Genomic DNA, 20570 nt, shown 5'->3' with positions numbered 1-20570 from the left:
CTTAAGTATGAGCCCTCAATTCGGCTTTTGCGTCGGCTTGCCGTCGATCTTGGGCAGCTCGCCGGCCGAAGCGGACTGATCGCCGCCGCCATTGGCCCGGCGGGCCATCTCGACCGTCAGCCGCTCGGCGGCCTCCGGGGACATCAATCCCATGATGTCCGACATTTTTCGCGGCGCGATCTGCGAGGCGATCTCGATCAGCACGCCCATCTCGAGCCGGTCAAAGACCCGCGCGGCGTCCTTGGGCTTCATGCCCTCATACATGGTCACGAGGCCCTTCATGCGCTGGGCTTCGGCGGCCTTCTGCTCGGCCTGTGTCGCGGAGATACGGGTTTCTACCGCCTTCATCTCCTCGACCTTGTTTTCGATGCGCTTCTCGGCGGATTTCAACAGGCTCTCGCGGATGTCGATCTCGCGCTGGCGGGCCTCGATCTCCTGGCGGCGCGACTGCAAGCGTTCCAGGATCGCGCGCTCCGAGGCGGAGATCTGCGACTGGGCTTCCTCCTTGACGGCGGCGCCTTCGGACTTGGTGTCGGGTGCGGCCGGCTTCGGCGCCTCCTTCGGCGCGCCATGGGTCGAGCCCGTGATGTCGGGATCCTCACGGCTGGCCGGGAAGTTCAGATTCTCCTGCGCCCAGGACTTCTTGGTCTGGCTCGGCTTGTAGTCGAAGACATAGCCGCCATTGATCACAAGACCCGTGACCTTCAGCGTGGCGAGGCCAGCAACGGCAACCAGCACGATCGGAATGACGCGGATGTTGCGAAAAGACTTCATACCCTGACTTTATGCGGCAAGACCGTTGGATCGTCGGCGCTCGGAGAAGGCTTCGGCCGCAGCCGCCACCGCCTTCGCCGACGAGGGCTTGACTGCGGGCGCGGCGACCGTCTCCGGGTTCGTCACGGGGCGCGCGGCGATCGCGATCTTGGACAGGCGCCGCACCACATTATCGGCTTCGCCGAGCTGCTTGTAGAGCTGCTCGGACATCTGGGTCGCCGACGCGAGCTGGCTGCCGAGGTTCTCGTTGACGTCGCGCACGGCGAGCTTCAGCCCGCCGATCGCGCGCTCGGCGATCTCGGTTGCGGTGATCAGCTCGCCGATGACCGCCTTCAGCGAATGCTCGTCCGCCTTCAGCCGCGTCAGCCGCTTGTTGAGCGTGACGCAGTAGACGATGGTCAGCATCAGCAGGATAGCCACCAGCGTCTCGATCGCCATTCCTAGGGAGTGGTTCATGGGGCCTCCATCATCTTGTTCTGCTCGTCGACCTTTTCGAACATCGCAAGTGTCGTACTTGGCTTGCGCAAGGGTTTCGTCACCCGTATCGCGACGCGATCGCCGACCCGGCCCATGCGTCCTTCGGTGATGGTGACGTCGCCGCAGCGAACGGTGACGTTGGCATCCGCGCGCATGTCCAGCGGCAGCGTGTCGCCGACCTTCAGCCGCATCAACTGCTTGAGCGGAATGTCGGCTTCGTAGAGCACGGCGTCGACGGAGATCTCGGCCTGGACGATCTCGGTGGCGAAATGGCCTTCCCAGATCTGGTCGCGGCCGAACTTTTCGCCCATGAACATCTGGAGCAGGACGCCCCGGATCGGCTCGATGGTCGCGTAAGGCAGCAACAGCTCGATGTTGCCGCCGCGATCTTCCATGTCGATGCGCAGGCGCACCAGGATCGCGGCGTTGGCGGGACGGCTGATCGCGGCGAAACGCGGGTTGGTCTCGAGCCGGTCGATGGTGAAGGTCACCGGCGACAGCGGCCGGAACGCCTGTTCGGCATCGGTCATGACGACTTCGACCAGCCGCTTGACCAACTCCGTCTCGATCGTGGTGTAGGGCCGGCCCTCGATGCGCAGCTGGCTCGAGCCGCGGCGGCCGCCGAGCAGCACGTCGATCATCGAGTAGATCAGGCTGGAATCGACCACGGCCATGCCGAAATTGTCCCACTCTTCGGCTTTGAAGACGGTGAGGACGGCGGGCAGCGGAATCGAATTCATGTAGTCGCCGAAGCGCACCGAGGTGATGCGGTCGAGCGAGACTTCGACGTTGTCGGAGGTGAAATTGCGTAACGAGGTCGTCAGCAACCGCACCAGGCGGTCGAAGACGATTTCGAGCATCGGCAGACGCTCGTAGGAGACCATCGCCGAATCGATGATGGCGCGAATGCCGGAATGATCGTCGAGCGTGACGTCGCCGACCGCGAAGCCGAGGAGGTTGTCGATCTCCTCCTGCGACAGCACCCGTTCGCCGGAATTCTTGCCGGCCCCGAGATCGCGGCTGCCATCCTCGACCATGGCCGCCCATTGCAGGGCCATGGTCTCGGACAGTTCATTTTCAGCAGCAGCCTTCGCGGCCTCGGCGGGATCCTCGGAATCGAGCGAGGCCTCCCATTGGGCGGCAATTGCATCCTGGTCTGGTTGGTCGGTGCCTGCCATGATCCCTAGCCCGTCATGCTCACTGGATCACGACTTCCTTGAACAGCACCGCGCTGACCTGGACCGGAGCGACCGCCGCGTTGACGCGCTTGGTCAGCTCTTCCTTGAGGCGGAAGATGCCGGCGGAACCGTTGAGGTCAGAGGAGCGCAGCTCGCGCGCATAGGTCTGGAAGATGTCGGTGATGCGCGGCATCGTCGGCTTGATCGCCTCGACCTGCTTCTCTTCCTTCAGCTCCAGCACGATCTTGAGCTTCAGATATTGCACGCGCTCGCCCGGCGCGCCGGCGAGGTTGACCATGATGTCGGGAACCTCAACAAAAGCCGGCGGCTTCGGCGGAGGCGCCGCCTCGGCGTGATGCTCGTCGTCGCCGTGACGGAAAAAGAAGAACCAGGTCGCGGCGCCGCCGCCGAGAACGGCGAGCAGGCCCACCACCATGATCATCAGCTTGAACTTGTTCTTGGGCGGAGCGGCTTCCGCGCCCTCAGCGGCTCCGCCGCCTTCCGCTTCATTCTCTGCCATGATCGCCGCGCTCGCTCATCTCTCAAATGGGTCGAAAGAGCGAAGCTCCTGGCAGACAGTGACGCGATACAAATGCCCCAGCGCAGTGCTCCTCTTACGCGCAAACGCTACGGTAATAATGGTTAACGGAACCTTTCGATTGGGCCTTCACTAGGAAAAATCTGCCGGGCAAACATGGCTAACAGACCCTTTCTGCCGCCTCCCCGCGCCCTCGAAAAACAGACAAGAGACTGAAACAACACAATTTTCCAGCTTGGCACGAGTTTCGCTGAGAAAGGATCGAGACCCAGGGTTTGGGAGAACCCGAGGTCTCGTTCACGGGATCGGCCAAGGCGCTTGGGAGAGCGAGCTGGCAGATCTCACTCAGGGGAGATTTCCGATGCAGAACGCGCTTCTGATCGGGTTGTCACGACAGATGACGTTGGAACGGCAGATGGATGTCATCGCCAACAACGTCGCCAACGCCAACACCAACGGCTTCAAGGCCGACCATTCGCTGTTCGAGGAGTACCTCAACTCGAACGCGCGTGAGGACAATTTCGTCGGCTCCGACCGCCGGGTCTCCTATGTGCAGGACCGCGGCACCTTCCGCGACGTCGGTCAGGGGCCGATGGAACCGACCAAGAATCCGCTCGACATGGCGATCAGCGGCAACGCCTATTTCGCGGTTCAGGCCAATGGCGCCGAGCGCTACACCCGCGACGGCAAATTCTCGCTCAACAGCACCGGCCAGCTCGTCAACTCCGACGGCAACCTCGTGCTGGGCACCAGCGGCCCGATCACCTTCCAGCCGACCGACCACGATATCAACGTCGCGCCGGACGGCACCGTCACGGTGCTCGAGGGCACGGCCAAGAACGACTCGATCCGCGGCAAGATCCGCATGGCCTCGTTCGACGATCCGGCCAAGCTGACCAAGCTCGGCGCCAACCTTTACAACATCGGCTCCGCGACTCCGCAGGCCGACACCAAGTCGACCGTGCAGCAGGGCTACGTCGAGAAGTCGAACGTGAACTCGGTCGGTGAGATGAGCCGCATGGTCGAAGTCATGCGCAGCTACACCGCCATCGCCAACCTGCTCCAGCAGCAGAGTGACATGCACAAGTCGGCGATCGAGAAGCTCGCCGACGTTCCGGCCTGATTGAGGGAGAACTGACATGCAGGCGCTTCACACCGCAGCAACCGGAATGGCGGCACAGGAACTCAACGTTCAGGTGATCTCCAACAACATCGCGAACCTGCGCACCACCGGCTTCAAGAAGCAGACCGCCGCGTTCCAAGACCTGATCTACGAACACGTCCGCCGCGTCGGCGCCCAGTCGTCCGACCAGGGCACCATCCTGCCGGTCGGCGTCGACATCGGCGGCGGCGTCAAGACCGTCGGCACGCCGCGCAGCATGACCCAGGGCACGCTGTCGCAGACCGGCAACGACCTCGACATGGCCATTACGGGCGAAGGCTTCTTCAAGATCCTGATGCCCGACGGCAGCTTCCAGTACACCCGCGACGGCACCTTCCAGATGGACAATCAGGGGCGCATCGTCACGGCGCAGGGCAACCCGGTGCAACCGACGATCACGATCCCGAACAACGCCTCGGGCCTCACCATCAACGTGCAGGGCCAGGTCTCGGTGACGCTGCCGGGTTCGTCGACCTCGGCCGTCCAGGGCCAGATCGGCCTGACCCGATTCATCAACAAGGCCGGCCTCCAGCCGGTCGGCAACAATCAGTTCACCGAGACGCCCTCCTCCGGCCCGCCGCAGGACGGCACCGCGAGCTCCGAGGGTTTCGGCAACATCACCCAGAGCAGCCTCGAGCAGGCCAATGTCGACGTCGTCTCGGAAATGAGCGACCTGATCGCCGCCCAGCGCGCCTACGAGATGAACGCCAAGGTGATCAGCGCCGCCGACCAGATGATGCAGTCGACCACGGCGCTGTTCCGCTGAGGTGATGACGATGATCCGCACCACCCTCGCCACGATCTCCGCTCTCCTCGTGCTGGCGCTGCCCGCACGGGCCGCCGACGATTTCATCGCGACGCCGACGCTGCGCGCGAGCATCACCGTGACCTCGGACGTGGTGCGGATCGGCGATCTCATCGACAATGCCGGCTCGGCCGCGCTGATCCCGGTCTACCGCTCGCCCGATCTCGGCACCACCGGTGCGCTGCCGGTCGCCCAGGTGCTGGCGGTGTTGCGCGCAAAACAGGTGATCGGCGTGATGACCGGCGACATCAAGGAGGTCCAGGTCATCCGGCTCGCCCGCACGCTGGCGAACAAGGACCTCGAAACCGCGGTCGCCACGGCGCTCGAGCGCCGCTTCGGACTTGGCGATGCCGCCAACATCACCGTCACGTTCGACCGCGGCATTGCCGACATGCGGCTGGATGCCTCCAACACCGGCACGCTGCAGCCGGTCGCAACCCGCTATGACGCCCGCAGCGGCCGTTTCGACATCGCCTTCGAGATCAACAACGACAACAATCCGGCGCCGACCAAGCTGCGTTTCACCGGCACCGCGATCGAAACGGTGGAAGTAGCCGTGCTGACGCGCGACATCGATCGTGTCGATCTCCTAAAGGCCTCCGACGTCGCCATGGAGCGCCGGCCGAAGGCCGAGGTCACGGGTGAGGCCGCCTCGCGCGATCGCACGCTCGGCATGCAGCTCCGCCGGCCGATGCGGGCGGGGACGCCGATCCGCGTCGCCGACATCGTCAAGCCCGACTTCGTGCAGCGCGACCAGAACGTCACTGTTATTTATCAGGTCCCCGGAATCTACCTCACCACGCGCGGCAAGGCGATCGAGAGCGGCGCCGAGGGCGACACCATCAGCGTGCTCAATCTGCAGACCAAGCGCACGCTGAGCGGCGTCGTCACCGGCCGCGGCCAGGTGACGGTCCAGGGCGCCAGCCAGGCCGCGCCGATGCCGGCCGCGGTCGAGCAGACCTCCTCGCTCAAGCGCGACGAGGCGCCCGCCCCCGTCGATACCGCAGCCCTCGTCCGGAACTTGGTCCAGACCCCGGCATCTCCGGCCCAGATCGCGCAAGCCCAGATCCCGCAAGCTCCAGCCAAGTCAGAGTAAGTCATGTCCACGTTCAGTTCGGCTTTTCGTCTTCGTCGCATCGCGATCTCTGCCCTGCTGCTGGCGACTTGCGCGCTGGCGAGCGGCTGCTCCTCGATCGACCGCTTGTCGCAGATCGGCGAGCAGCCGAAATTATCGGCGATCGACAATCCGACGACGCAGCCCGGTTACAAGCCGGTGCAGATGCCGATGCCGAAGCCGGAAGTCGCCTCCTACAATCCGAACTCGCTGTGGCGGAACGGCAGCCGCGCCTTCTTCAAGGACCAACGCGCCCATCAGGTCGGCGATCTCCTGACGGTGGCCGTGAACATCACCGACAAGGCCAATATCGAAAACGACACCCAGCGTAGCCGCACCAACAAGGAAGATTCCGGAATCACTGATTTCATCGGCGCCAAGACATTGGGCGCCCAAGCGCAGAAGGTGTTGCCCGGCCGCATCCTCACCGCCGACTCGACCGCGTCCAGCGAGGGCAAAGGAAGCGTGGACCGCAAGGAAGCGTTGCAGACCAACGTCGCAGCCGTCGTCACCCAGGTCCTGCCCAACGGCAACCTCGTGGTCGAAGGCAAGCAGGAGATCCGCGTCAACTACGAGATCCGCGAGCTCATCGTCGCCGGCATCGTCCGTCCCGAAGACATCCAGAGCGACAACACCATCGATTCCACCAAGATCGCGCAGGCCCGCATCGCCTACGGCGGCCGCGGCCAGATCATGGACGTGCAGCAACCGCGCTACGGCCAGCAAGTCATGGACGTGCTGCTGCCCTTCTAGCTTCTCCCGAGCTCCCACATCGTGTTCGCGAACCTAGGCGCGGACGACGATGTACGACGCGGCCCTCGCTAGCTCCCCTGGCGAGGGCCGCATGTATTTTGCGACGGCTGCATACAGCGCGTCGGGCACGCGCGATTGCAGCGACGCCGCTCCCCCTATCCGCCCTCTCAACTGTCATGCCCCGCGAAGGCGGGCGATCCAGTATTTCGAGACGTCAGTGATGAACCGAGAAGCCGCGGCGTACTGGATTCCCCGCCTTCGCGGGGCATGACGACGTAGTGCCCGCAGCGCGCCCGCAGCGCCTACGTAAACTCCGCCTCCACCGTCCCCAGCCCGTCCAGCTCCATTCGCACCTTGTCGCCGGCTTTCAGCCACAGCGTCTTGACCAGGCTCCCCGTCAGCACGAGCTGTCCCGCGTGCAGACCCTTGCCCTCGGCGGCGAGATGGTTGGCGAGCCAGGCGAGTGCGTTGTGGGGATGGCCGAGCACGTCGGCGCCGGTGCCGTGGCTGACCTCTTCGCCGTTGACGATGGCGCGGCCTTTGACCGCCTTCAGGTCCGGCACCGACGAGCGCGGCACGACCTCACCCAGCACGCAGCCGGCGGCGAAGAAATCGTCGGCGATCAGCGTCGGCGCCCCCATCGTTTCCCACTTCACATAGCGGTCGTCGACGATCTCGATCGCGGGATGATAGGCCTCGACGGCTTCGCCGACCCATTCGGCCGTGAACGGCGCCTCGCCGGCGGCGAGATTGCGCTTCAGCCGCACCGCGATCTCGCATTCGACGCCGACGCGGACATAGTCGGCAGCCGCGAGCTGCACGCCGCTGTCGTGGACGCCTTTCTGGAACACGCCGCCGCCGCAAGGGTGTGGAATGCCGATGTAATCCTGCATCACCTGGCTGGTGCAGCCGATCTTGTAGCCGACCAGCGGGCCGACATGCGGCAGCAGTAGATCGTGCAGCGCGCGCTGGACCTGATAGCCCTCGGCTTCATCGGCCGGAGGAACTTCGAGCGCCGCGAGCGGTGCATGGTTGCGGCGCGCCAGCGCGATCGCCTTTGCGGCTGCGAGAATTGTGTCCATCGGCGCCGCCTCCTACACACCACAATCGAGGGCGGCACTTCAGCATCCCCGCCGGGGCGTGACAAGCGCAAGAGACCCCACGGCAGCACGTCATCGCCAACCCAAGCTGGATGAGCTGCGAACGCTGATCGGGCACATCATGGCAAGCCACACGGGCTGTGCCGGCGCTTAAGGAAATATTGAGCTGGTCCGGGCTTTATGGGGATGCGCGCCTTGCAGCGTCGCATCAGGCCTGATTGCAGCAATGCGTGAAGCTGCTGGATCCGTGCCTCAGCATTCGAGTCGATGTCCTTGATGCGACTCGCAAAACCTCCCGCACCTGAAGTGAAGGCTGTTTCTCATCCGAACTCACGTGAGCTCGGAGGAGTTGAGTCTAGCCCATTGATCGCGATTCACTTTTCGTGATTGCGCTCGCGCGCCGAACGCACGGTTGCAAGCGACAGGCAAAATGCTGATCACGGCGCGAAAAGGCGCGCCTTGCGTTCAAAAACAAAGAGCCGCATCGCTGCGGCTCGGACTCTATTCGTCGCGATAGACCTTCTCGCGTTTCTCGTGGCGCTCCTGCGCCTCCACCGAGAGCGTCGCGATGGGACGGGCCTCGAGCCGCTTCAACGAGATCGGCTCGCCGGTGTCCTCGCAATAGCCGTAGGTGTTGTCCTCGATACGCTGGAGCGCGGCGTCGATCTTGGCGATCAACTTGCGCTGGCGGTCGCGGGCACGGAGTTCGATGGCGCGGTCGGTTTCGGACGATGCCCGATCGGCGAGATCGGGGTGGTTCACGTTCTCCTCCTGCAGGGCTTGCAGGGTGAGCTTGGACTCTTTGAGGATCTCATCCTTCCAGGCGAGGAGCTTCAAGCGGAAGTACTCCTTCTGCCGGTCGTTCATGAAAGGCTCTTTTTCGGTCGGTCGGTAGTTTTTCAACTTTTCCAAGGGCGGCCTATCTGTCTAAGCAACGACTCGTACGCGGAATGGGGTCCGCTGAGCGGGGCGTTATATAGCGGCCTCCTGTGACAGACAATGTTTCCCTGATCGCCGGACCGGCGCCCCCAAGCCCTTGCACAGGAAAGGTTTATCCTGAAGGGCCCGGGAGCGGCCGACGGCCTAGTAGCCGACCGTGAAACGCTGCCTTTCATGGACCGGCCGCTCGATCTCGTCGGCGAGCGCGATGGCGTAATCCGCGAAGGTGATCCAGCTTTTGCCGTTCGCATCTGCGAGAAGCTGATCGGTGCCAAGCCGGAACTTGCCGGTGCGCTCCCCCTCGATGAACAGGGCCGACGGCGAGATGAAGGTCCAGTTCAGCTCCTTTTCCCGCCGTAGCAGGTCGAGAAAGGCCGAACCCGCCTCCGCCTCAGCCTTGTACTGAGCCGGAAAGCCGGGAGTTGTCACCAGTTTGACGCCCGGAGCGACCTCCAGGCTGCCGGCTCCGCCGACGACGAGGTAACGACCGACCTTGGAGTCCTTGGCCGCGCCGATCAGCTTGAGCGCGTCACTGGCCAGGAAGTGCACGGAACTCACGGCGACGTCGTGCCCGGCCCACAGCTTGGCAAGGCCTGGCTGGTCGAGCACGTCCCCTTTGGTGGGGGTGACGTTCGGCAGGGCCGCGATCTTCTCGGGGTTGCGGGCGATGGCCGTGACCGCGTGGCCGCGGCGGGACAGTTCCTTGGTGATCTCCGACCCGGCCCGGCCCGAGGCGCCGGTAACTGCGATTTTCATGGAAGGCTCCTTTGCTTCTGTGGTAACTATGGGTAACTAGATATCGCAAAGAGCGCTGGTGTTAAGAGAGCACTTTGTGCTTACCTGATTACACAAGAGTAACCGGCGGCGGCCGGCAAATCAGTGGAATGGATCGTGAGGACCCGACGATGAAGCCAGACGTCTACGCAGCGAACTGCCCCACGCGACAGATCCTCGACCGCGTCGGTGACAAATGGGCGGTGCTGATCCTGCTGCTGCTGCGCGAGGAGCCGATGCGCTTCAATCAGTTGCGCCGGACGATTGAAGGCATTTCGCAGAAGATGCTGAGCCAGGTTCTCAAGTCGCTCGAGCGCGATGGATTGCTCAAGCGTCACGCCATCGCAACCGTGCCGGTGACCGTGGAATACTCGATCACGCAGCTTGGCGTGACGCTCGCCGCCGCCGTCGATCCGCTGCGCGATTGGGCCGAACAGAATCTGAAAGACGTGCTCGCCGCCCAGCGCCGCTACGATTCGCAGTTGAAGGATGAAGCGGCGTAAGACGCTATGCCTGCCCAGCCTTGGCGAGCTCGACCTCGACGCGCAGCTCGATCTCGGAGAGCACCGAGTCCAGGCCGGGATCGCCGGAGGACGATTTCAGGTTCGCCGCAGCGTCACGCAGCCGCATCACGGTCGAGGCGTCGAGCTTGCCGGACAGAAGTCCCATCTTGAGATCGTCGAGCACGTCGAGCGCGGTCTTTCCGCGCACGACCGAGCGCTTGCGACGCTCGACGGGATCCTCCTCGATGCCTTGCAGCGCGAGCAGCCCGTCGATGTTGGCTGCGGCCTTCGGTGCGGCGGCGCCTCGCGTCTCCGGCGCCGACGAGGTGTCGGGCAGCACGAAGGTGCCGGAGCTCGTCCGCCTGGCCTGGCTGGCCGGCGTTCCAAGCGTGGTGCCGTTCGGTCCGTAGATGCGCATCGGAAGCAATCCGGGTGATCGATGCGCCACATTCGCCGTTTTATGGTTAACGGCCCGTAAACAGCCCGGCAAAATCTGCCGACAGGCGGCAGTTTCGCTCCTCAGGGACAACACAGGCTGAGGTCGCTCGAAACAGATTTATTCAACCTATTCAGCTACCTACCGCCGCTGCCCCGAGTTGGCACAGCGCTCGCAAGGACAGCGTCGGACCAGCTCGTCATGGGAGTGTCGTGATGGTCCTTTGATTTGAGGAGCCTCGGGGAGCAGAGGATGCCAAGCGTTCGTTGGGAGAGACTTGTGGGGGTGGCCTGCGCCGCGCTGTCAGCGCTGGTGCTCTCGGTCAATTCTGCAAGCGCGACATCGCGCATCAAGGATCTCGCCAACATCGAAGGCGTGCGGCAGAACCAGCTCATCGGCTACGGCCTCGTCGTCGGCCTCAACGGCACCGGCGACACCCTCAACAACATCCCCTTCACCAAGCAGTCGCTGCAGGCGATGCTCGAGCGCATGGGCGTCAACATCCGCGGCGCCACCATCCGCACCGGCAACGTCGCAGCCGTGATGGTGACAGGCAATCTGCCGGCCTTCGCCACCCAGGGCACGCGCATGGACGTCACCGTCTCCGCGCTCGGCGACGCCAAGAATCTCCAGGGCGGCACCCTGCTCGTCACCCCACTCCTAGGCGCCGACGGCAACGTCTATTCGGTCGCACAGGGTTCGCTCGCGATATCCGGCTTCCAGGCCGAGGGTGAGGCGGCGAAAATCGTACGTGGCGTGCCGACCGTCGGACGCATTGTCAACGGTGCCATCATCGAGCGGGAGATCGAGTTCGCCCTCAATCGCCTGCCGAACGTCCGCCTTGCACTGCGCAATGCCGACTTCACCACGGCCAAGCGGATCGCCGCCGCGATCAACGACTATCTCGGAGTCAAGACCGCCGAGCCGATCGACCCGTCGACCGTGCAGCTGGCGATCCCGCCGGAGTTCAAGGGCAACGTCGTCGCCTTTCTCACCGAGATCGAGCAGCTCCAGGTCGATCCGGATCTCGCCGCCAAGATCATCATCGACGAACGCAGCGGCATCATCGTGATGGGTCGCGACGTCCGCGTCGCCACCGTTGCGGTCGCACAGGGCAACCTCACCGTCACCATCTCCGAGAGCCCGCAGGTCAGCCAGCCCAACCCGCTGTCGCGGGGGCGGACCGTGGTCGCACCACGCAGCAGCGTCAGCGTCACCGAGGACGGCAAGAAGTTCGCCGTCGTCAAGGACGGCGTCTCGCTTCAGCAGCTCGTCGACGGCCTTAACGGTCTCGGCATCGGCCCGCGCGATCTCATCAGCATCCTGCAGGCGATCAAGGCCGCCGGTGCGATCGAAGCCGACATCGAGGTGATGTGATGCAGACCGGCATGGTCAACCCCGCACGGCTCGCCAGCTCCGCCTTCTCGGTGGAGAGCCGCAACGGCCGGCCGGACTTCGATCTCGCCGCGGCACTGCAAAAGGTCTCGCCGAAGCAGCAGGCCAAGGCGCAGAAGATCGCCACCGACTTCGAGGCGATGTTCCTCAACAGCATGTTCTCGCAGATGACCTCGGGCCTGAAGGGCGAAGGCCCGTTCGGCGACACGCCTGGCACCGGCGTGTGGCGCTCGATGCTGACCGAGCAATATTCCAAGAACTTCGCCAACGCCGGCGGCGTCGGCATCGCCACCGACGTCTATCGCACCCTGATCATGCAGCAGGCAAAAACGATCCGCACGGCATAAGGTCAAACGAGATGAACCACTTCAACGCCTCGCGTCAGCCGGTGCAAGCGCAGCGCCCGAACACCGCACCCGGCAGCGCCGAGGCGCGCAAGATCGCCGAGCAGTTGATGGATGCGATGAGTGCCCTGCTCGGTCTGATTGAGCGCGAGACCGAGCTCGTGCGCGCCGGCCAGGTCCGCGAGGCGATGACCCTCGAGAGCAAGAAGCAGGAGCTGTCGCGAAATTATGTCGGCGCCGTCACCCAGTTGAAGGCGAACCAGGCGCAGCTCGCCAAGTCGGCGCCCGAGCTGCTCTCGACGCTGCATCGGCACCACGATGCATTCCGCGCGATGCTCCAGGTCAACCTCACCGTTCTCGCAACCGCTCACGCGGTGTCGGAGAGCGTCGTGCGCGGCGTCAACGCCGAGATCCAGAAGCGCAACGTGCCGAACACCTACACGGCCGCGGGACGCCGCGCCACGCCGGGCCCGCGCCACATCACGCCGCTCGCGGTCAGCCGCTCGCTCTGAGCGCGCGCAACAACAAGCGACAATTTTACGAAAAACCGCGCGGCAACATCGTCGCGCGGTTAGGCACGTTTCCTTACCGGGTGTTCAATCCTGGTGTTCCATGGTTGCGTATTGAGAGGGGTTGGGATTTGACTCACGTGAGGCAACCAGGAGGCTGCCATGAGTACAGATTTCAGCATCAGGCCGGTGGGGATACCGGTCGCCGTGCAGATCGTAACGACGTCGAATGCGGCGGCGAACGAGGCCGTGCAAACCGATCTGCCCGTGAGCCAGACAGTGGCCGCTGGCGAGGCGAGCGCGCCTGCACGTAATGATTTGCGAAGCAACGAGAACGTCTCACGCCAGGTCGTGTTCGACCAGGCGGCGGCGTCGTTCGTCTTCCAGGTCGTCAACGACAGGACCGACGCGGTGGTCAACCAGTTCCCCGACGAAGCAATGCTGCGCCGGCGGGCCTATTTCCATGCGCAGGATTTGAAATCCGAGCCCTCGCGTCCGGCCAGCACGGACCGCAGCGCCTGACCATCAGGCGTCGAGCCTCGTAACGGCAACATCGAGATCGCTCGAACCGGTCGGTGGATCGGTGACGACGTTCGTGATTTGCGCCTTGCCGCTATCCATCCGCATGAACTTCGTATTGCCGAGGCCAAACGACCGTCCTTGATCACGGACGGCCGGACAGACCAGCGGCGATATTGCGGTTGATCTCGATCAGCGGACGGAAGTGATCGAACTGCGGGCTCATCTGCAGCGCGGCGGTCTGGCTCAACACGAACACGCTGATGTTGGCGATCTTCTGCCGGACGTCGATCGGCTGCGGATTGTTCTCGCGCATGGCCTCGCTCAGGAAAATCGTCCAGAGCTTGCGATTGAACATCAGGGCCTGCGTGGTCTGCTCGCTGAACGGCTCGGCGCTGTTGATCGCATCCTGAAGCTTGTTCGCGGCCTTGAGCAGGGTCTGCGCTTCGATGTCGCGAGGAGATGCGGTGGTCGTTGCAACACGCGCGTAGGCCGAGGCAGCGGAATTCGACATCAATCACACCCTGGAGGTTACCTAGCCCGTTGAACGCGCTTAAGGATTTCTTTTCCGACCCTAGGCAGCACCGCTTAAGATTTGCTTACATGTGTGCTTGGAAGCACTCCGGATTATTACGGGTCTCGGAGTTCTTCGTCATCGTGAAGCTAGACGCGCATGTGCACGCTGTAAACACGTCACGCGTGGTGTGCGTCGATCTCAGCTAATCCTGCCTTAGCGATCTCCGTAAAATGAACGGCGGAGCGTTAGCTCCGCCGCGAAATCGATGAGCGACCTTTCGCCGCGAAATTAGCGGAGCAGCTGCAGCACGCTCTGTTGCGACTGGTTGGCCAGCGACAGCGCGGACACCGCGATCGACTGGCGGGTCGACAGCGCCTGGCTATTCGCCGCTTCCTCGTTGGTGTCGGCGAGCGTCAGGTTGGCCGAACCGGTCTGCAGAACGTTGATCAGGTTCTTGGAGAAGTCCTGACGCACCTGCACGATCGACAGATTCGAACCGAGCGAAGAACCCTCGGAGCGCAGCGTGCTCGAGGCGGCATTCAGGCTGGCCAGCACCTTGTTGGTGGCACCGTTGTCGATGAAGTCCGTGCCCGGAACGAGATTGCTGAGACCGAGACCGGCCGCGTTGAACACCACGCCGTTGATGCCGAGCGTCGAGCTGCCGTTCTCGTTGAAGACCAGCTTCAGCGTGTCGCCGTTGAGCAGGTTGACGCCGTTGAAGGACGAGTCCTGCGAGGTCGTGTCGATCTGCGCCAGGATGTTGTTGAACTGACTGACCAGGCCGGAGCGCGCGGTCTGTGCGACGGGATCCTGAATCGGGGGCTGCGCGGTGGTAAAGGCCAGCACGCCGGTGAGCGTACCGCCGACCGTACCGCCGGCGGTACTCGAGCCGAGGGTCGAGGATGCGTACTCGTTCACAGTGGTGACCGTCAGCACGCCGTTGGCGTCGATCGTCGCCGTCAGGTGATTGGCCTGAAGCTGCACATTGAGCTGGTCGAGCGTCTTGACGGTGCCGTTAGTGCCGTCGCCGAAGGTGACATTAACCGGCGTGCCGCCGTTGAAGGAGGTGAAGGTCAGCGTCTTGCCCGCGACGCCACCAACACCGGAGTTACGCGCCGCGGCGAAAGCGGTCGCCGTTCCCGTATTGCCGCTGAGACCGAACGCGTTGAGCGCATTGCCGGTACCGGTGATCGACAGATCGGCGTTGATGCCGGTGGAGAGCGCAAGCTGACCGCTGCTGTTGACCGACGAGGGGATCTGGCCCGCAGTGGTCTGCAGCGTCGCCGCGCCGTTGAAGATGTTGGCGGTCTTGACGCCGGTGGCAAGGTCGATCGAATTGAGCAGATCGGAGAGCGTCGCGCTCTGGAGGTAGACGGTCGAATTACCGTTGCCGTCGGTGACGATGTTGCCGTTGACGCCGCCGGAGGTCACGCTCAACGCCGTCTGGGGCGACTGGGCGTTCTTGAAAGTGATGGTGTGGCCGTCGATGTTCAGCGTCGAGCCGTCTTGAACGAGCGAGCCGAGCGAGCCCGCGGTGGTCGATCGGTCCGCCGTCACGCTCGCATTGCCCGCGCCGGTCGCGGCGGTCAGACCGAGCTTGTTGAGGAAGTCGGCCTTGCCCGTCAGGCTCAGATCGGCGCCGGTCGAACTCTTCAGCGTGACCTGGCCGCCCGTGACGGACGATGCCACCTGCAGCGTGCCGATCGGACCGGCCGAACCGCTGACCGTAATCGTTGCTGCGCCTGCACTGATTGCCGCGGTCTTGACGCCGCTGGCGAGGTCGATCGCGCTGAGCACGTCGCTGACAGTCGCGCCGGGCGCAGTCGGCGTTCCCTCGTAGACGATCGAATTGCCGTTACCATCGGTGGCGATGTGCCCGCTGGGGTTGAGGCCCCAGCCGGTCGGCTGCGTCGTCGGGGCGATACCGGTGCGGAAGGTGATGGTCTTGCCGTTGACCGTGATGGTGTCGCCGTCCGCAGGCGGGGCGCCGAAGGTGGTGGATGTCGTGGTGCCGACCAGCGTGGTGGCACCGGATAGTGCAGTCGCGCCGTCGGCCGCGGTCGCGGCAAACCCGACATTCGTGCCGGCGTTTGAGCCCAGGGAGGCGCCAAGCGCGGCGGTTCCCGTGACCGGGGTTACGCCACCGGCCGCGCCGGTATAGAGCACGTTGCTCTTGGCGGTCGCGCTCGCATAAGAGGTCGTGCCGCGCAGGTCGGCGGGCGTCGCACCGGGAATCGTGGTGGAGACGTTTGATTTGGTGGAATAGCCGACCGTGGTCTGCAGCGCCTGGTTGGCGATCGACTTGGCGCTGTCGATCAGCTTCTGCAACGAGGTGATGCCGGTGTTCGCGGCCTGCAGCACCTGCACACCGTTGTTGATGCCATCCAGCAGGTTGCCGATGTCGCTCGCCCGGTTGTCCAACCCCTGGGCCGTGAAGAAGTTGGTGGGGTTATCGAGCGCCGTGTTGACCTTTTTACCGGTCGACAGCCGCTCCTGCGTCGTGGCCAGCAAGTCGGCCGTCGACTGCAGCGACAACAGGTTCTGGCGAACGGACGCCGAGAGAACGATGTTGGACATTGGCGAGTCTTCCTCTTGAACCGGATACGAATCGGCCACGCGGGTCTGGAAGCGGGCTTTTGTCCAGTCTTAGGGCCTGTCCTTTAAAGTATGGTTAACGCCGGTTTAAGAGATAGGGTTAATGCGGGGTTAGCGCCCCGTCCCCCGGTTTCACACGGTTCCTCCGCCAAAGGAAAACGGCGGGGCCGAAGCCCCGCCGCTCGTAGTTATTGTTGTAATTACAGATACTTATTAGCGGAGCAGCTGGAGCACGCTTTGCTGCGAGGTGTTGGCCAGCGACAGCGCCGAGACCGCGATCGACTGGCGGGTCGACAGCGCCTGGCTGTTGGCCGCCTCGACGTTGGTGTCGGCCAGGGTCAGGTTGGACGAGCCGGTCTGCAGCACGTTGATCAGGTTCTTGTTGAAGTCTTGACGGATCTGCACGACCGAGAGGTTCGAACCAAGCGCCGAGGCCTCCGACCGCAGCGTGCTGGACGCCGAGTTAAGGTTGGACAGCACCCTGTTGGTTGCGGCGTTGTCGATGAAGTCGACACCGACGCTCAGTGAGGCGAGGCCGAGACCCTTGGAGTTGTAGGTCACACCCGTGATGTTCAGGCTCGACTTGCCGGTCTCGTCGAACACCAGCTTGAGCTGGTCGCCGTTCAGCAGGTTGACACCGTTGAACGAGGAGTCGACCGAGGTCGTGTCGATCTGGTTCAGGATGTTGTTGTACTGCGAGACCAGGTTTGCTCGGGTCGACTGGGCCACGACATCCTGCACCGGAGTGGAGGCGGTCGTGAAGGTCAGCGACGAAGTCAGCGTACCGCCGATCGCACCACCTGCGACCGTCGACCCAAGAGTCGAGGACGCATAGTCGTTCGAGGCAGAAATCGTGAGCAGACCATTGGCATCGATCGTCGCGGACAGATTGTTGGCCTGAAGCTGCGAGTTGAGCTGATCGAGTGTCTTGACCGTGCCGTTGGTGCCGTCGCCGAAGGTGACGTTGACGGCGGTGCCGCCATTGAAGGCGGAAAAGGTCAAGCTCTTGCCGTTGATGCCACCCGTGCCGGACGTGCGGGCCGCCGTGAAGGCCGACGCATTGCCGGTGTTGCCGGCGAGACCGAACGCGGCGAGCGCGTTCCCAGTGCCGGTGATCGCGAGGTCGGCGTTGACGCCGGTCGAGAGTTTGAGCTGGCCGCTCGAGTTGATCGACGAGGCGATCTGGCCGGTGGTCGTCGTCACCGTCGCGGTGCCGCTGGCATTCGATGCAGACTGCACGCCGGCGGCAAGGTCGATCGCCTTCAGGAGGTCGGCAACGGTGGCGCCGCCGAGATAGACGGTCGAGTTGCCGCTGCCATCGGTGACGAGGTTGCCGGCAACGCCGGAGCCGGCCGGAACGTTGGCCGCCGCGGGCGCATTGCCATCCTTGAAGCTGATGACATGACCGTCGACGTTCAGCGTCGAGTTGGTCTGGAGCAGCGAGGACAGCGTGCCGGTGCCGGTGGTGCGGTTCGCCTGCACTGTCGCGGTGCCCGAACCAGCCGATGCGGTGAGGCCCAGCGCCTTGAGGGCGTCAGCCTTGCCGCTCAGCACCAGATCGGCGCCGGTCGTGCTCTGCAGCGAGATCTGACCGCCCGTGATGCTCGATGCGGTCTGGCCCGCAGTCTGCGCGAAGGCCGCCGTGCCCGCGGTGGAGGTGATCGTCGCCGTTTGCGTGCCGCTGGCGAGATCGAGGGCGTTGACGAAGTCGCCAACCGTGGTGGCGGCATTGAGGTAAACGGTCGAGTTGCCGGAGCCGTCGGTGACGACGTTGCCGAAGACACCGCTGGTGCCACCGATCAGAGTGGCTGCACCTGGGGTCGCCGCGGACTTCACGGTGACGGTCTTACCGTTGACGCTGAAGGTATCGCCGTCAGCGAACTTGGTGGTGGCCTGCGTGGTCAGAGCGCCGCTCGCACCGTAGATCAGCGTGGTGCCGGAGATGTTGGCGGGGGTACCGGCGTTGTCCTGCGTCACGGCGCCGGTGAGGACACCCGAGACACCGCCGAGCTTCGTGGTCGAAGCCGCAGCGGTCGCACCGCCAGCAGCGCCGGAGTACAGCACGTTGCTGCTCGCGGTCGAGCTGGCATAGGTCGTCGTGCCACGCAGATCGGACGCAGTCGCGCCGGCGATCGTGGTCGAGACGCTGGACTTCGAGGAATAGCCGACAGTGGTCTGCAGCGCCTGGTTGGCGATCGACTTTGCGCTGTCGATCAGCTTCTGCAGCGAGGTCAGGCCGGTATTGGCAGCCTGCAGCACCTGCACGCCATTGGCAATGCCGTCGAGCAGATTGTTGATGTCGCTGGCGCGGTTGTCGAGCGACTGGGCCGTGAAGAAGTTGGTGGGATTGTCCAGGGCCGAATTGACGCTCCTGCCGGTCGACAGACGGTTCTGCGTGGTGGCGAGGAGGTCGGCGGTGGACTGGAGAGACAACAGGTTCTGGCGAACCGACGTGGAGAGAACGATACCGGACATAACTCTTACCCTTCTGGTTTACGCGTCTTCGTTCGATCGCTTCGGATCGAGTGACGGGGACAGCGTGCCGCGACATGGCTAACAAAGGGTGAAACGAACATCGCCTGCATAAGCGCGCGTTCACCATAAGCGCGCAGAAGCGTGGTCGCCGTCCGCAAATCAGGCTGAAATCATTGGCTTTTATCCGCGCTTACTCTCCATTAACCATAACCGCTGGTTACTTTTTCAGAGCACTGCGTGGCTACGAAATGTCGGCTGACGCACGAAAAAAAGCGGCGGAGCCGAAGCCCCGCCGTCGTGTCTTGCTTGCGATGTTGTCCGCTTGTTAGCGGAGCAGCTGCAGCACGCTCTGCTGCGACTGGTTGGCCAGCGACAGCGCGGAGACCGCGATGGACTGGCGGGTCGACAGCGCCTGGCTGTTGGCCGCTTCAGTGTTGGTGTCGGCCAGGGTCAGGTTGGACGAGCCGGTCTGCAGCACGTTGATCAGGTTCTTGTTGAAGTCCTGACGAACCTGCACGATGGTCAGGTTCGAACCGAGGGCCGATGCCTCCGAACGCAGCGTGCTCGACGCAGTGTTCAAGTTTGTCAGCACCTTGTTGGTCGCAGCGTTGTCGATGAAGTCCGTTCCTTGCGTCAACGCGGCAAGACCCAGACCCTTGGAGTTGTAGGTCACACCCGTGATGCTCAGGCTCGACTTGGCGGTCTCGTCGAACACTAGCTTGAGCTGATCGCCGTTCAAGAGGTTCACACCGTTGAACGAGGAGTCCTGCGAGGTCGAGTCGATCTGCGCAAGGATGTTGTTGTACTGGCCGACCAGGTTCGCACGCGAGGTCTGGGCAACCGTATCCTGGACGGGGGTCGAAGCCGTCGAGAAAGTCAGAGCGCTCGTCAGCGTGCCGCCGATTGCGCCACCGGCCGAAGCCGAGCCGAGCGTCGAAGACGCGTAGTCGTTGGTTGCATTGATGGTCAGCAGGCCGTTGGCATCGATCGTGGCAGTCAGGTTGTTGGCCTGGAGCTGCGAGTTGAGCTGATCGAGCGTCTTGACCGTGCCGTTGGTGCCGTCGCCGAAGGTGACGTTGACCGCGGTGCCGCCGTTGAAGGAGCTGAAGGTCAAGCTCTTGCCGTTGATGCCACCCGTGCCGGCGCTACGTGCCGCGGTGAAGGCCGAGGCCGTACCGGTGTTGCCGGCAAGGCCGAACGCGGCGAGCGCGTTCCCAGTGCCGGTGATCGATAGGTCGGCATTGACGCCGGTCGAGAGTTTGAGCTGGCCGCTCGAGTTGATCGACGAGGCGATCTGGCCGGTGGTCGTCGTCACCGTCGCGGTGCCGCCGGCATTCGATGCAGACTGCACGCCGGTGGCAAGATCGATCGCCTTCAGGAGGTCCGCCGCGGTGGCGCCGCCGAGATAGACGGTCGAGTTGCCGCTGCCATCGGTGACGAGATTGCCGGCAACGCCGGAGCCGGCCGGAACGTTGGCCGCCGCGGGCGCATTGCCATCCTTGAAGCTGATGACATGGCCGTTGACGTTCAGCGTCGAGTTGGTCTGGAGCAGCGAGGACAGCGTGCCAGTGCCGGTGGTGCGGTTCGCCTGCACCGTCGCGGTGCCCGAACCGACCGATGCGGTGAGGCCCAGCGCCTTGAGGGCGTCAGCCTTGCCGCTCAG

General features: G+C 63.8%; 21 protein-coding genes. 9 read left to right on the top strand and 12 right to left on the bottom strand.

What is annotated here, in order from left to right; genetic code table 11:
- Positions 1 to 15 precede the first annotated feature (15 nt).
- From ABIB91_RS00105 to fliL, 4 genes are read right to left on the bottom strand one after another with little or no spacing between them, the layout of a single operon-like run.
- Positions 16 to 774, bottom strand: a complete 759-nt coding sequence (locus ABIB91_RS00105; protein WP_219685048.1) for a MotE family protein — start codon at positions 772 to 774, stop codon at positions 16 to 18.
- Between the two features lie 9 nt (positions 775 to 783).
- Positions 784 to 1230 carry a DUF6468 domain-containing protein gene (locus ABIB91_RS00100; RefSeq protein ID WP_354159247.1) on the bottom strand — a complete coding sequence of 149 codons (447 nt, stop codon included), beginning with the start codon at positions 1228 to 1230 and terminating at the stop codon, positions 784 to 786.
- Positions 1227 to 2429 carry a flagellar motor switch protein FliM gene (gene fliM / locus ABIB91_RS00095; protein ID WP_007602134.1) on the bottom strand — a complete coding sequence of 401 codons (1203 nt, stop codon included), beginning with the start codon at positions 2427 to 2429 and terminating at the stop codon, positions 1227 to 1229. The genes ABIB91_RS00100 and fliM overlap by 4 nt, the downstream gene beginning before the upstream one ends.
- A 19-nt stretch (positions 2430 to 2448) precedes the next feature.
- Positions 2449 to 2949, bottom strand: coding sequence for a flagellar basal body-associated protein FliL (gene fliL, locus ABIB91_RS00090; protein ID WP_007602133.1), 501 nt, complete (start codon positions 2947 to 2949; stop codon positions 2449 to 2451).
- A 379-nt stretch (positions 2950 to 3328) separates the two neighbouring features.
- Between fliL and flgF the strand changes: the two genes are divergently transcribed.
- The 4 genes from flgF to flgH are packed head-to-tail and all read left to right on the top strand — an operon-like array spanning position 3329 to position 6801.
- A complete protein-coding gene (gene flgF, locus ABIB91_RS00085; RefSeq protein WP_354159250.1) occupies positions 3329 to 4090 on the top strand; it encodes a flagellar basal-body rod protein FlgF in 762 nt (253 codons plus the stop codon).
- Positions 4091 to 4106: 16 nt separating this feature from the next.
- Positions 4107 to 4895, top strand: coding sequence for a flagellar basal-body rod protein FlgG (gene flgG, locus ABIB91_RS00080; RefSeq protein ID WP_219685050.1), 789 nt, complete (start codon positions 4107 to 4109; stop codon positions 4893 to 4895).
- 10 nt (positions 4896 to 4905) lie between these two features.
- Positions 4906 to 6030 carry a flagellar basal body P-ring formation chaperone FlgA gene (flgA, locus tag ABIB91_RS00075; protein WP_354159252.1) on the top strand — a complete coding sequence of 375 codons (1125 nt, stop codon included), beginning with the start codon at positions 4906 to 4908 and terminating at the stop codon, positions 6028 to 6030.
- Between the two features lie 3 nt (positions 6031 to 6033).
- Positions 6034 to 6801, top strand: a complete 768-nt coding sequence (gene flgH, locus ABIB91_RS00070) for a flagellar basal body L-ring protein FlgH (protein WP_027518924.1) — start codon at positions 6034 to 6036, stop codon at positions 6799 to 6801.
- Positions 6802 to 7103: 302 nt separating this feature from the next.
- On the opposite strand, the gene ABIB91_RS00065 is transcribed toward flgH, so the two are convergent.
- From ABIB91_RS00065 to ABIB91_RS00055, 3 genes are all read right to left on the bottom strand, one after another.
- On the bottom strand, positions 7104 to 7883 hold the full coding sequence (locus ABIB91_RS00065) for a 2-keto-4-pentenoate hydratase (protein WP_354159254.1): 780 nt from the start codon (positions 7881 to 7883) through the stop codon (positions 7104 to 7106).
- 519 nt (positions 7884 to 8402) lie between these two features.
- Positions 8403 to 8768 carry an RNA polymerase-binding protein DksA gene (gene dksA / locus ABIB91_RS00060; RefSeq protein WP_008554760.1) on the bottom strand — a complete coding sequence of 122 codons (366 nt, stop codon included), beginning with the start codon at positions 8766 to 8768 and terminating at the stop codon, positions 8403 to 8405.
- Positions 8769 to 8984: 216 nt separating this feature from the next.
- Positions 8985 to 9596, bottom strand: a complete 612-nt coding sequence (locus tag ABIB91_RS00055; protein ID WP_354159257.1) for an NAD(P)-dependent oxidoreductase — start codon at positions 9594 to 9596, stop codon at positions 8985 to 8987.
- A gap of 149 nt (positions 9597 to 9745) precedes the next feature.
- On the opposite strand from ABIB91_RS00055, the gene ABIB91_RS00050 reads away from it, so the two are divergent.
- Entirely contained in the window at positions 9746 to 10117 is a 372-nt protein-coding gene (locus ABIB91_RS00050; RefSeq protein WP_007602122.1) for a winged helix-turn-helix transcriptional regulator, read from the top strand.
- Positions 10118 to 10121: 4 nt separating this feature from the next.
- On the opposite strand, the gene ABIB91_RS00045 is transcribed toward ABIB91_RS00050, so the two are convergent.
- Positions 10122 to 10535: a flagellar assembly protein FliX gene (locus ABIB91_RS00045; RefSeq protein ID WP_007602121.1), complete on the bottom strand. Its 414-nt coding sequence runs from the start codon at positions 10533 to 10535 to the stop codon at positions 10122 to 10124.
- A gap of 270 nt (positions 10536 to 10805) precedes the next feature.
- Between ABIB91_RS00045 and ABIB91_RS00040 the strand changes: the two genes are divergently transcribed.
- The 4 genes from ABIB91_RS00040 to ABIB91_RS00025 all read left to right on the top strand — a co-directional run bounded on the left by ABIB91_RS00040 (position 10806) and on the right by ABIB91_RS00025 (position 13323).
- Complete coding sequence (locus tag ABIB91_RS00040) at positions 10806 to 11930, top strand: flagellar basal body P-ring protein FlgI (protein ID WP_354159259.1); 1125 nt, start codon at positions 10806 to 10808, stop codon at positions 11928 to 11930.
- On the top strand, positions 11930 to 12295 hold the full coding sequence (gene flgJ, locus ABIB91_RS00035; protein ID WP_354159261.1) for a flagellar assembly peptidoglycan hydrolase FlgJ: 366 nt from the start codon (positions 11930 to 11932) through the stop codon (positions 12293 to 12295). Before ABIB91_RS00040 ends, flgJ begins: the two co-directional genes overlap by 1 nt.
- Positions 12296 to 12306: 11 nt before the next feature.
- The gene (locus tag ABIB91_RS00030; RefSeq protein ID WP_027518929.1) at positions 12307 to 12804 is read left to right on the top strand and encodes a hypothetical protein; all 498 of its coding nucleotides are present in this window, start codon (positions 12307 to 12309) and stop codon (positions 12802 to 12804) included.
- 159 nt (positions 12805 to 12963) lie between these two features.
- Positions 12964 to 13323: a hypothetical protein gene (locus ABIB91_RS00025; protein WP_247406883.1), complete on the top strand. Its 360-nt coding sequence runs from the start codon at positions 12964 to 12966 to the stop codon at positions 13321 to 13323.
- Between the two features lie 142 nt (positions 13324 to 13465).
- Here ABIB91_RS00025 and flaF read toward each other — a convergent pair whose 3' ends face one another.
- From flaF to ABIB91_RS00005, 4 genes are all read right to left on the bottom strand, one after another.
- Positions 13466 to 13834 carry a flagellar biosynthesis regulator FlaF gene (gene flaF / locus ABIB91_RS00020; protein WP_007612319.1) on the bottom strand — a complete coding sequence of 123 codons (369 nt, stop codon included), beginning with the start codon at positions 13832 to 13834 and terminating at the stop codon, positions 13466 to 13468.
- 291 nt (positions 13835 to 14125) lie between these two features.
- A complete protein-coding gene (locus ABIB91_RS00015; RefSeq protein WP_354159264.1) occupies positions 14126 to 16414 on the bottom strand; it encodes a DUF1522 domain-containing protein in 2289 nt (762 codons plus the stop codon).
- A gap of 231 nt (positions 16415 to 16645) precedes the next feature.
- On the bottom strand, positions 16646 to 18907 hold the full coding sequence (locus ABIB91_RS00010) for a DUF1522 domain-containing protein (RefSeq protein WP_354159266.1): 2262 nt from the start codon (positions 18905 to 18907) through the stop codon (positions 16646 to 16648).
- 325 nt (positions 18908 to 19232) lie between these two features.
- On the bottom strand, positions 19233 to 20570 hold a 1338-nt coding region (locus ABIB91_RS00005; protein WP_354159268.1), incomplete at its 5' end, for a DUF1522 domain-containing protein.

The sequence above is a fragment of the Bradyrhizobium sp. JR4.3 genome, from assembly GCF_040547695.1.
GTDB classification, from domain to species: domain Bacteria; phylum Pseudomonadota; class Alphaproteobacteria; order Rhizobiales; family Xanthobacteraceae; genus Bradyrhizobium; species Bradyrhizobium canariense.
This window is presented reverse-complemented; position numbering and strand designations above follow the sequence as displayed.

Bases quoted from the DNA above. Each gene is read 5' to 3' on its own strand.
- ABIB91_RS00105 (WP_219685048.1), bottom strand. From the start codon at position 774: ATGAAGTCTTTTCGCAACATCCGCGTCATTCCGATCGTGCTGGTTGCC.
- ABIB91_RS00100 (WP_354159247.1), bottom strand. From the start codon at position 1,230: ATGAACCACTCCCTAGGAATGGCGATCGAGACGCTGGTGGCTATCCTG.
- fliM (WP_007602134.1), bottom strand. From the start codon at position 2,429: ATGGCAGGCACCGACCAACCAGACCAGGATGCAATTGCCGCCCAATGG.
- fliL (WP_007602133.1), bottom strand. From the start codon at position 2,949: ATGGCAGAGAATGAAGCGGAAGGCGGCGGAGCCGCTGAGGGCGCGGAA.
- flgF (WP_354159250.1), top strand. From the start codon at position 3,329: ATGCAGAACGCGCTTCTGATCGGGTTGTCACGACAGATGACGTTGGAA.
- flgG (WP_219685050.1), top strand. From the start codon at position 4,107: ATGCAGGCGCTTCACACCGCAGCAACCGGAATGGCGGCACAGGAACTC.
- flgA (WP_354159252.1), top strand. From the start codon at position 4,906: ATGATCCGCACCACCCTCGCCACGATCTCCGCTCTCCTCGTGCTGGCG.
- flgH (WP_027518924.1), top strand. From the start codon at position 6,034: ATGTCCACGTTCAGTTCGGCTTTTCGTCTTCGTCGCATCGCGATCTCT.
- ABIB91_RS00065 (WP_354159254.1), bottom strand. From the start codon at position 7,883: ATGGACACAATTCTCGCAGCCGCAAAGGCGATCGCGCTGGCGCGCCGC.
- dksA (WP_008554760.1), bottom strand. From the start codon at position 8,768: ATGAACGACCGGCAGAAGGAGTACTTCCGCTTGAAGCTCCTCGCCTGG.
- ABIB91_RS00055 (WP_354159257.1), bottom strand. From the start codon at position 9,596: ATGAAAATCGCAGTTACCGGCGCCTCGGGCCGGGCCGGGTCGGAGATC.
- ABIB91_RS00050 (WP_007602122.1), top strand. From the start codon at position 9,746: ATGAAGCCAGACGTCTACGCAGCGAACTGCCCCACGCGACAGATCCTC.
- ABIB91_RS00045 (WP_007602121.1), bottom strand. From the start codon at position 10,535: ATGCGCATCTACGGACCGAACGGCACCACGCTTGGAACGCCGGCCAGC.
- ABIB91_RS00040 (WP_354159259.1), top strand. From the start codon at position 10,806: ATGCCAAGCGTTCGTTGGGAGAGACTTGTGGGGGTGGCCTGCGCCGCG.
- flgJ (WP_354159261.1), top strand. From the start codon at position 11,930: ATGCAGACCGGCATGGTCAACCCCGCACGGCTCGCCAGCTCCGCCTTC.
- ABIB91_RS00030 (WP_027518929.1), top strand. From the start codon at position 12,307: ATGAACCACTTCAACGCCTCGCGTCAGCCGGTGCAAGCGCAGCGCCCG.
- ABIB91_RS00025 (WP_247406883.1), top strand. From the start codon at position 12,964: ATGAGTACAGATTTCAGCATCAGGCCGGTGGGGATACCGGTCGCCGTG.
- flaF (WP_007612319.1), bottom strand. From the start codon at position 13,834: ATGTCGAATTCCGCTGCCTCGGCCTACGCGCGTGTTGCAACGACCACC.
- ABIB91_RS00015 (WP_354159264.1), bottom strand. From the start codon at position 16,414: ATGTCCAACATCGTTCTCTCGGCGTCCGTTCGCCAGAACCTGTTGTCG.
- ABIB91_RS00010 (WP_354159266.1), bottom strand. From the start codon at position 18,907: ATGTCCGGTATCGTTCTCTCCACGTCGGTTCGCCAGAACCTGTTGTCT.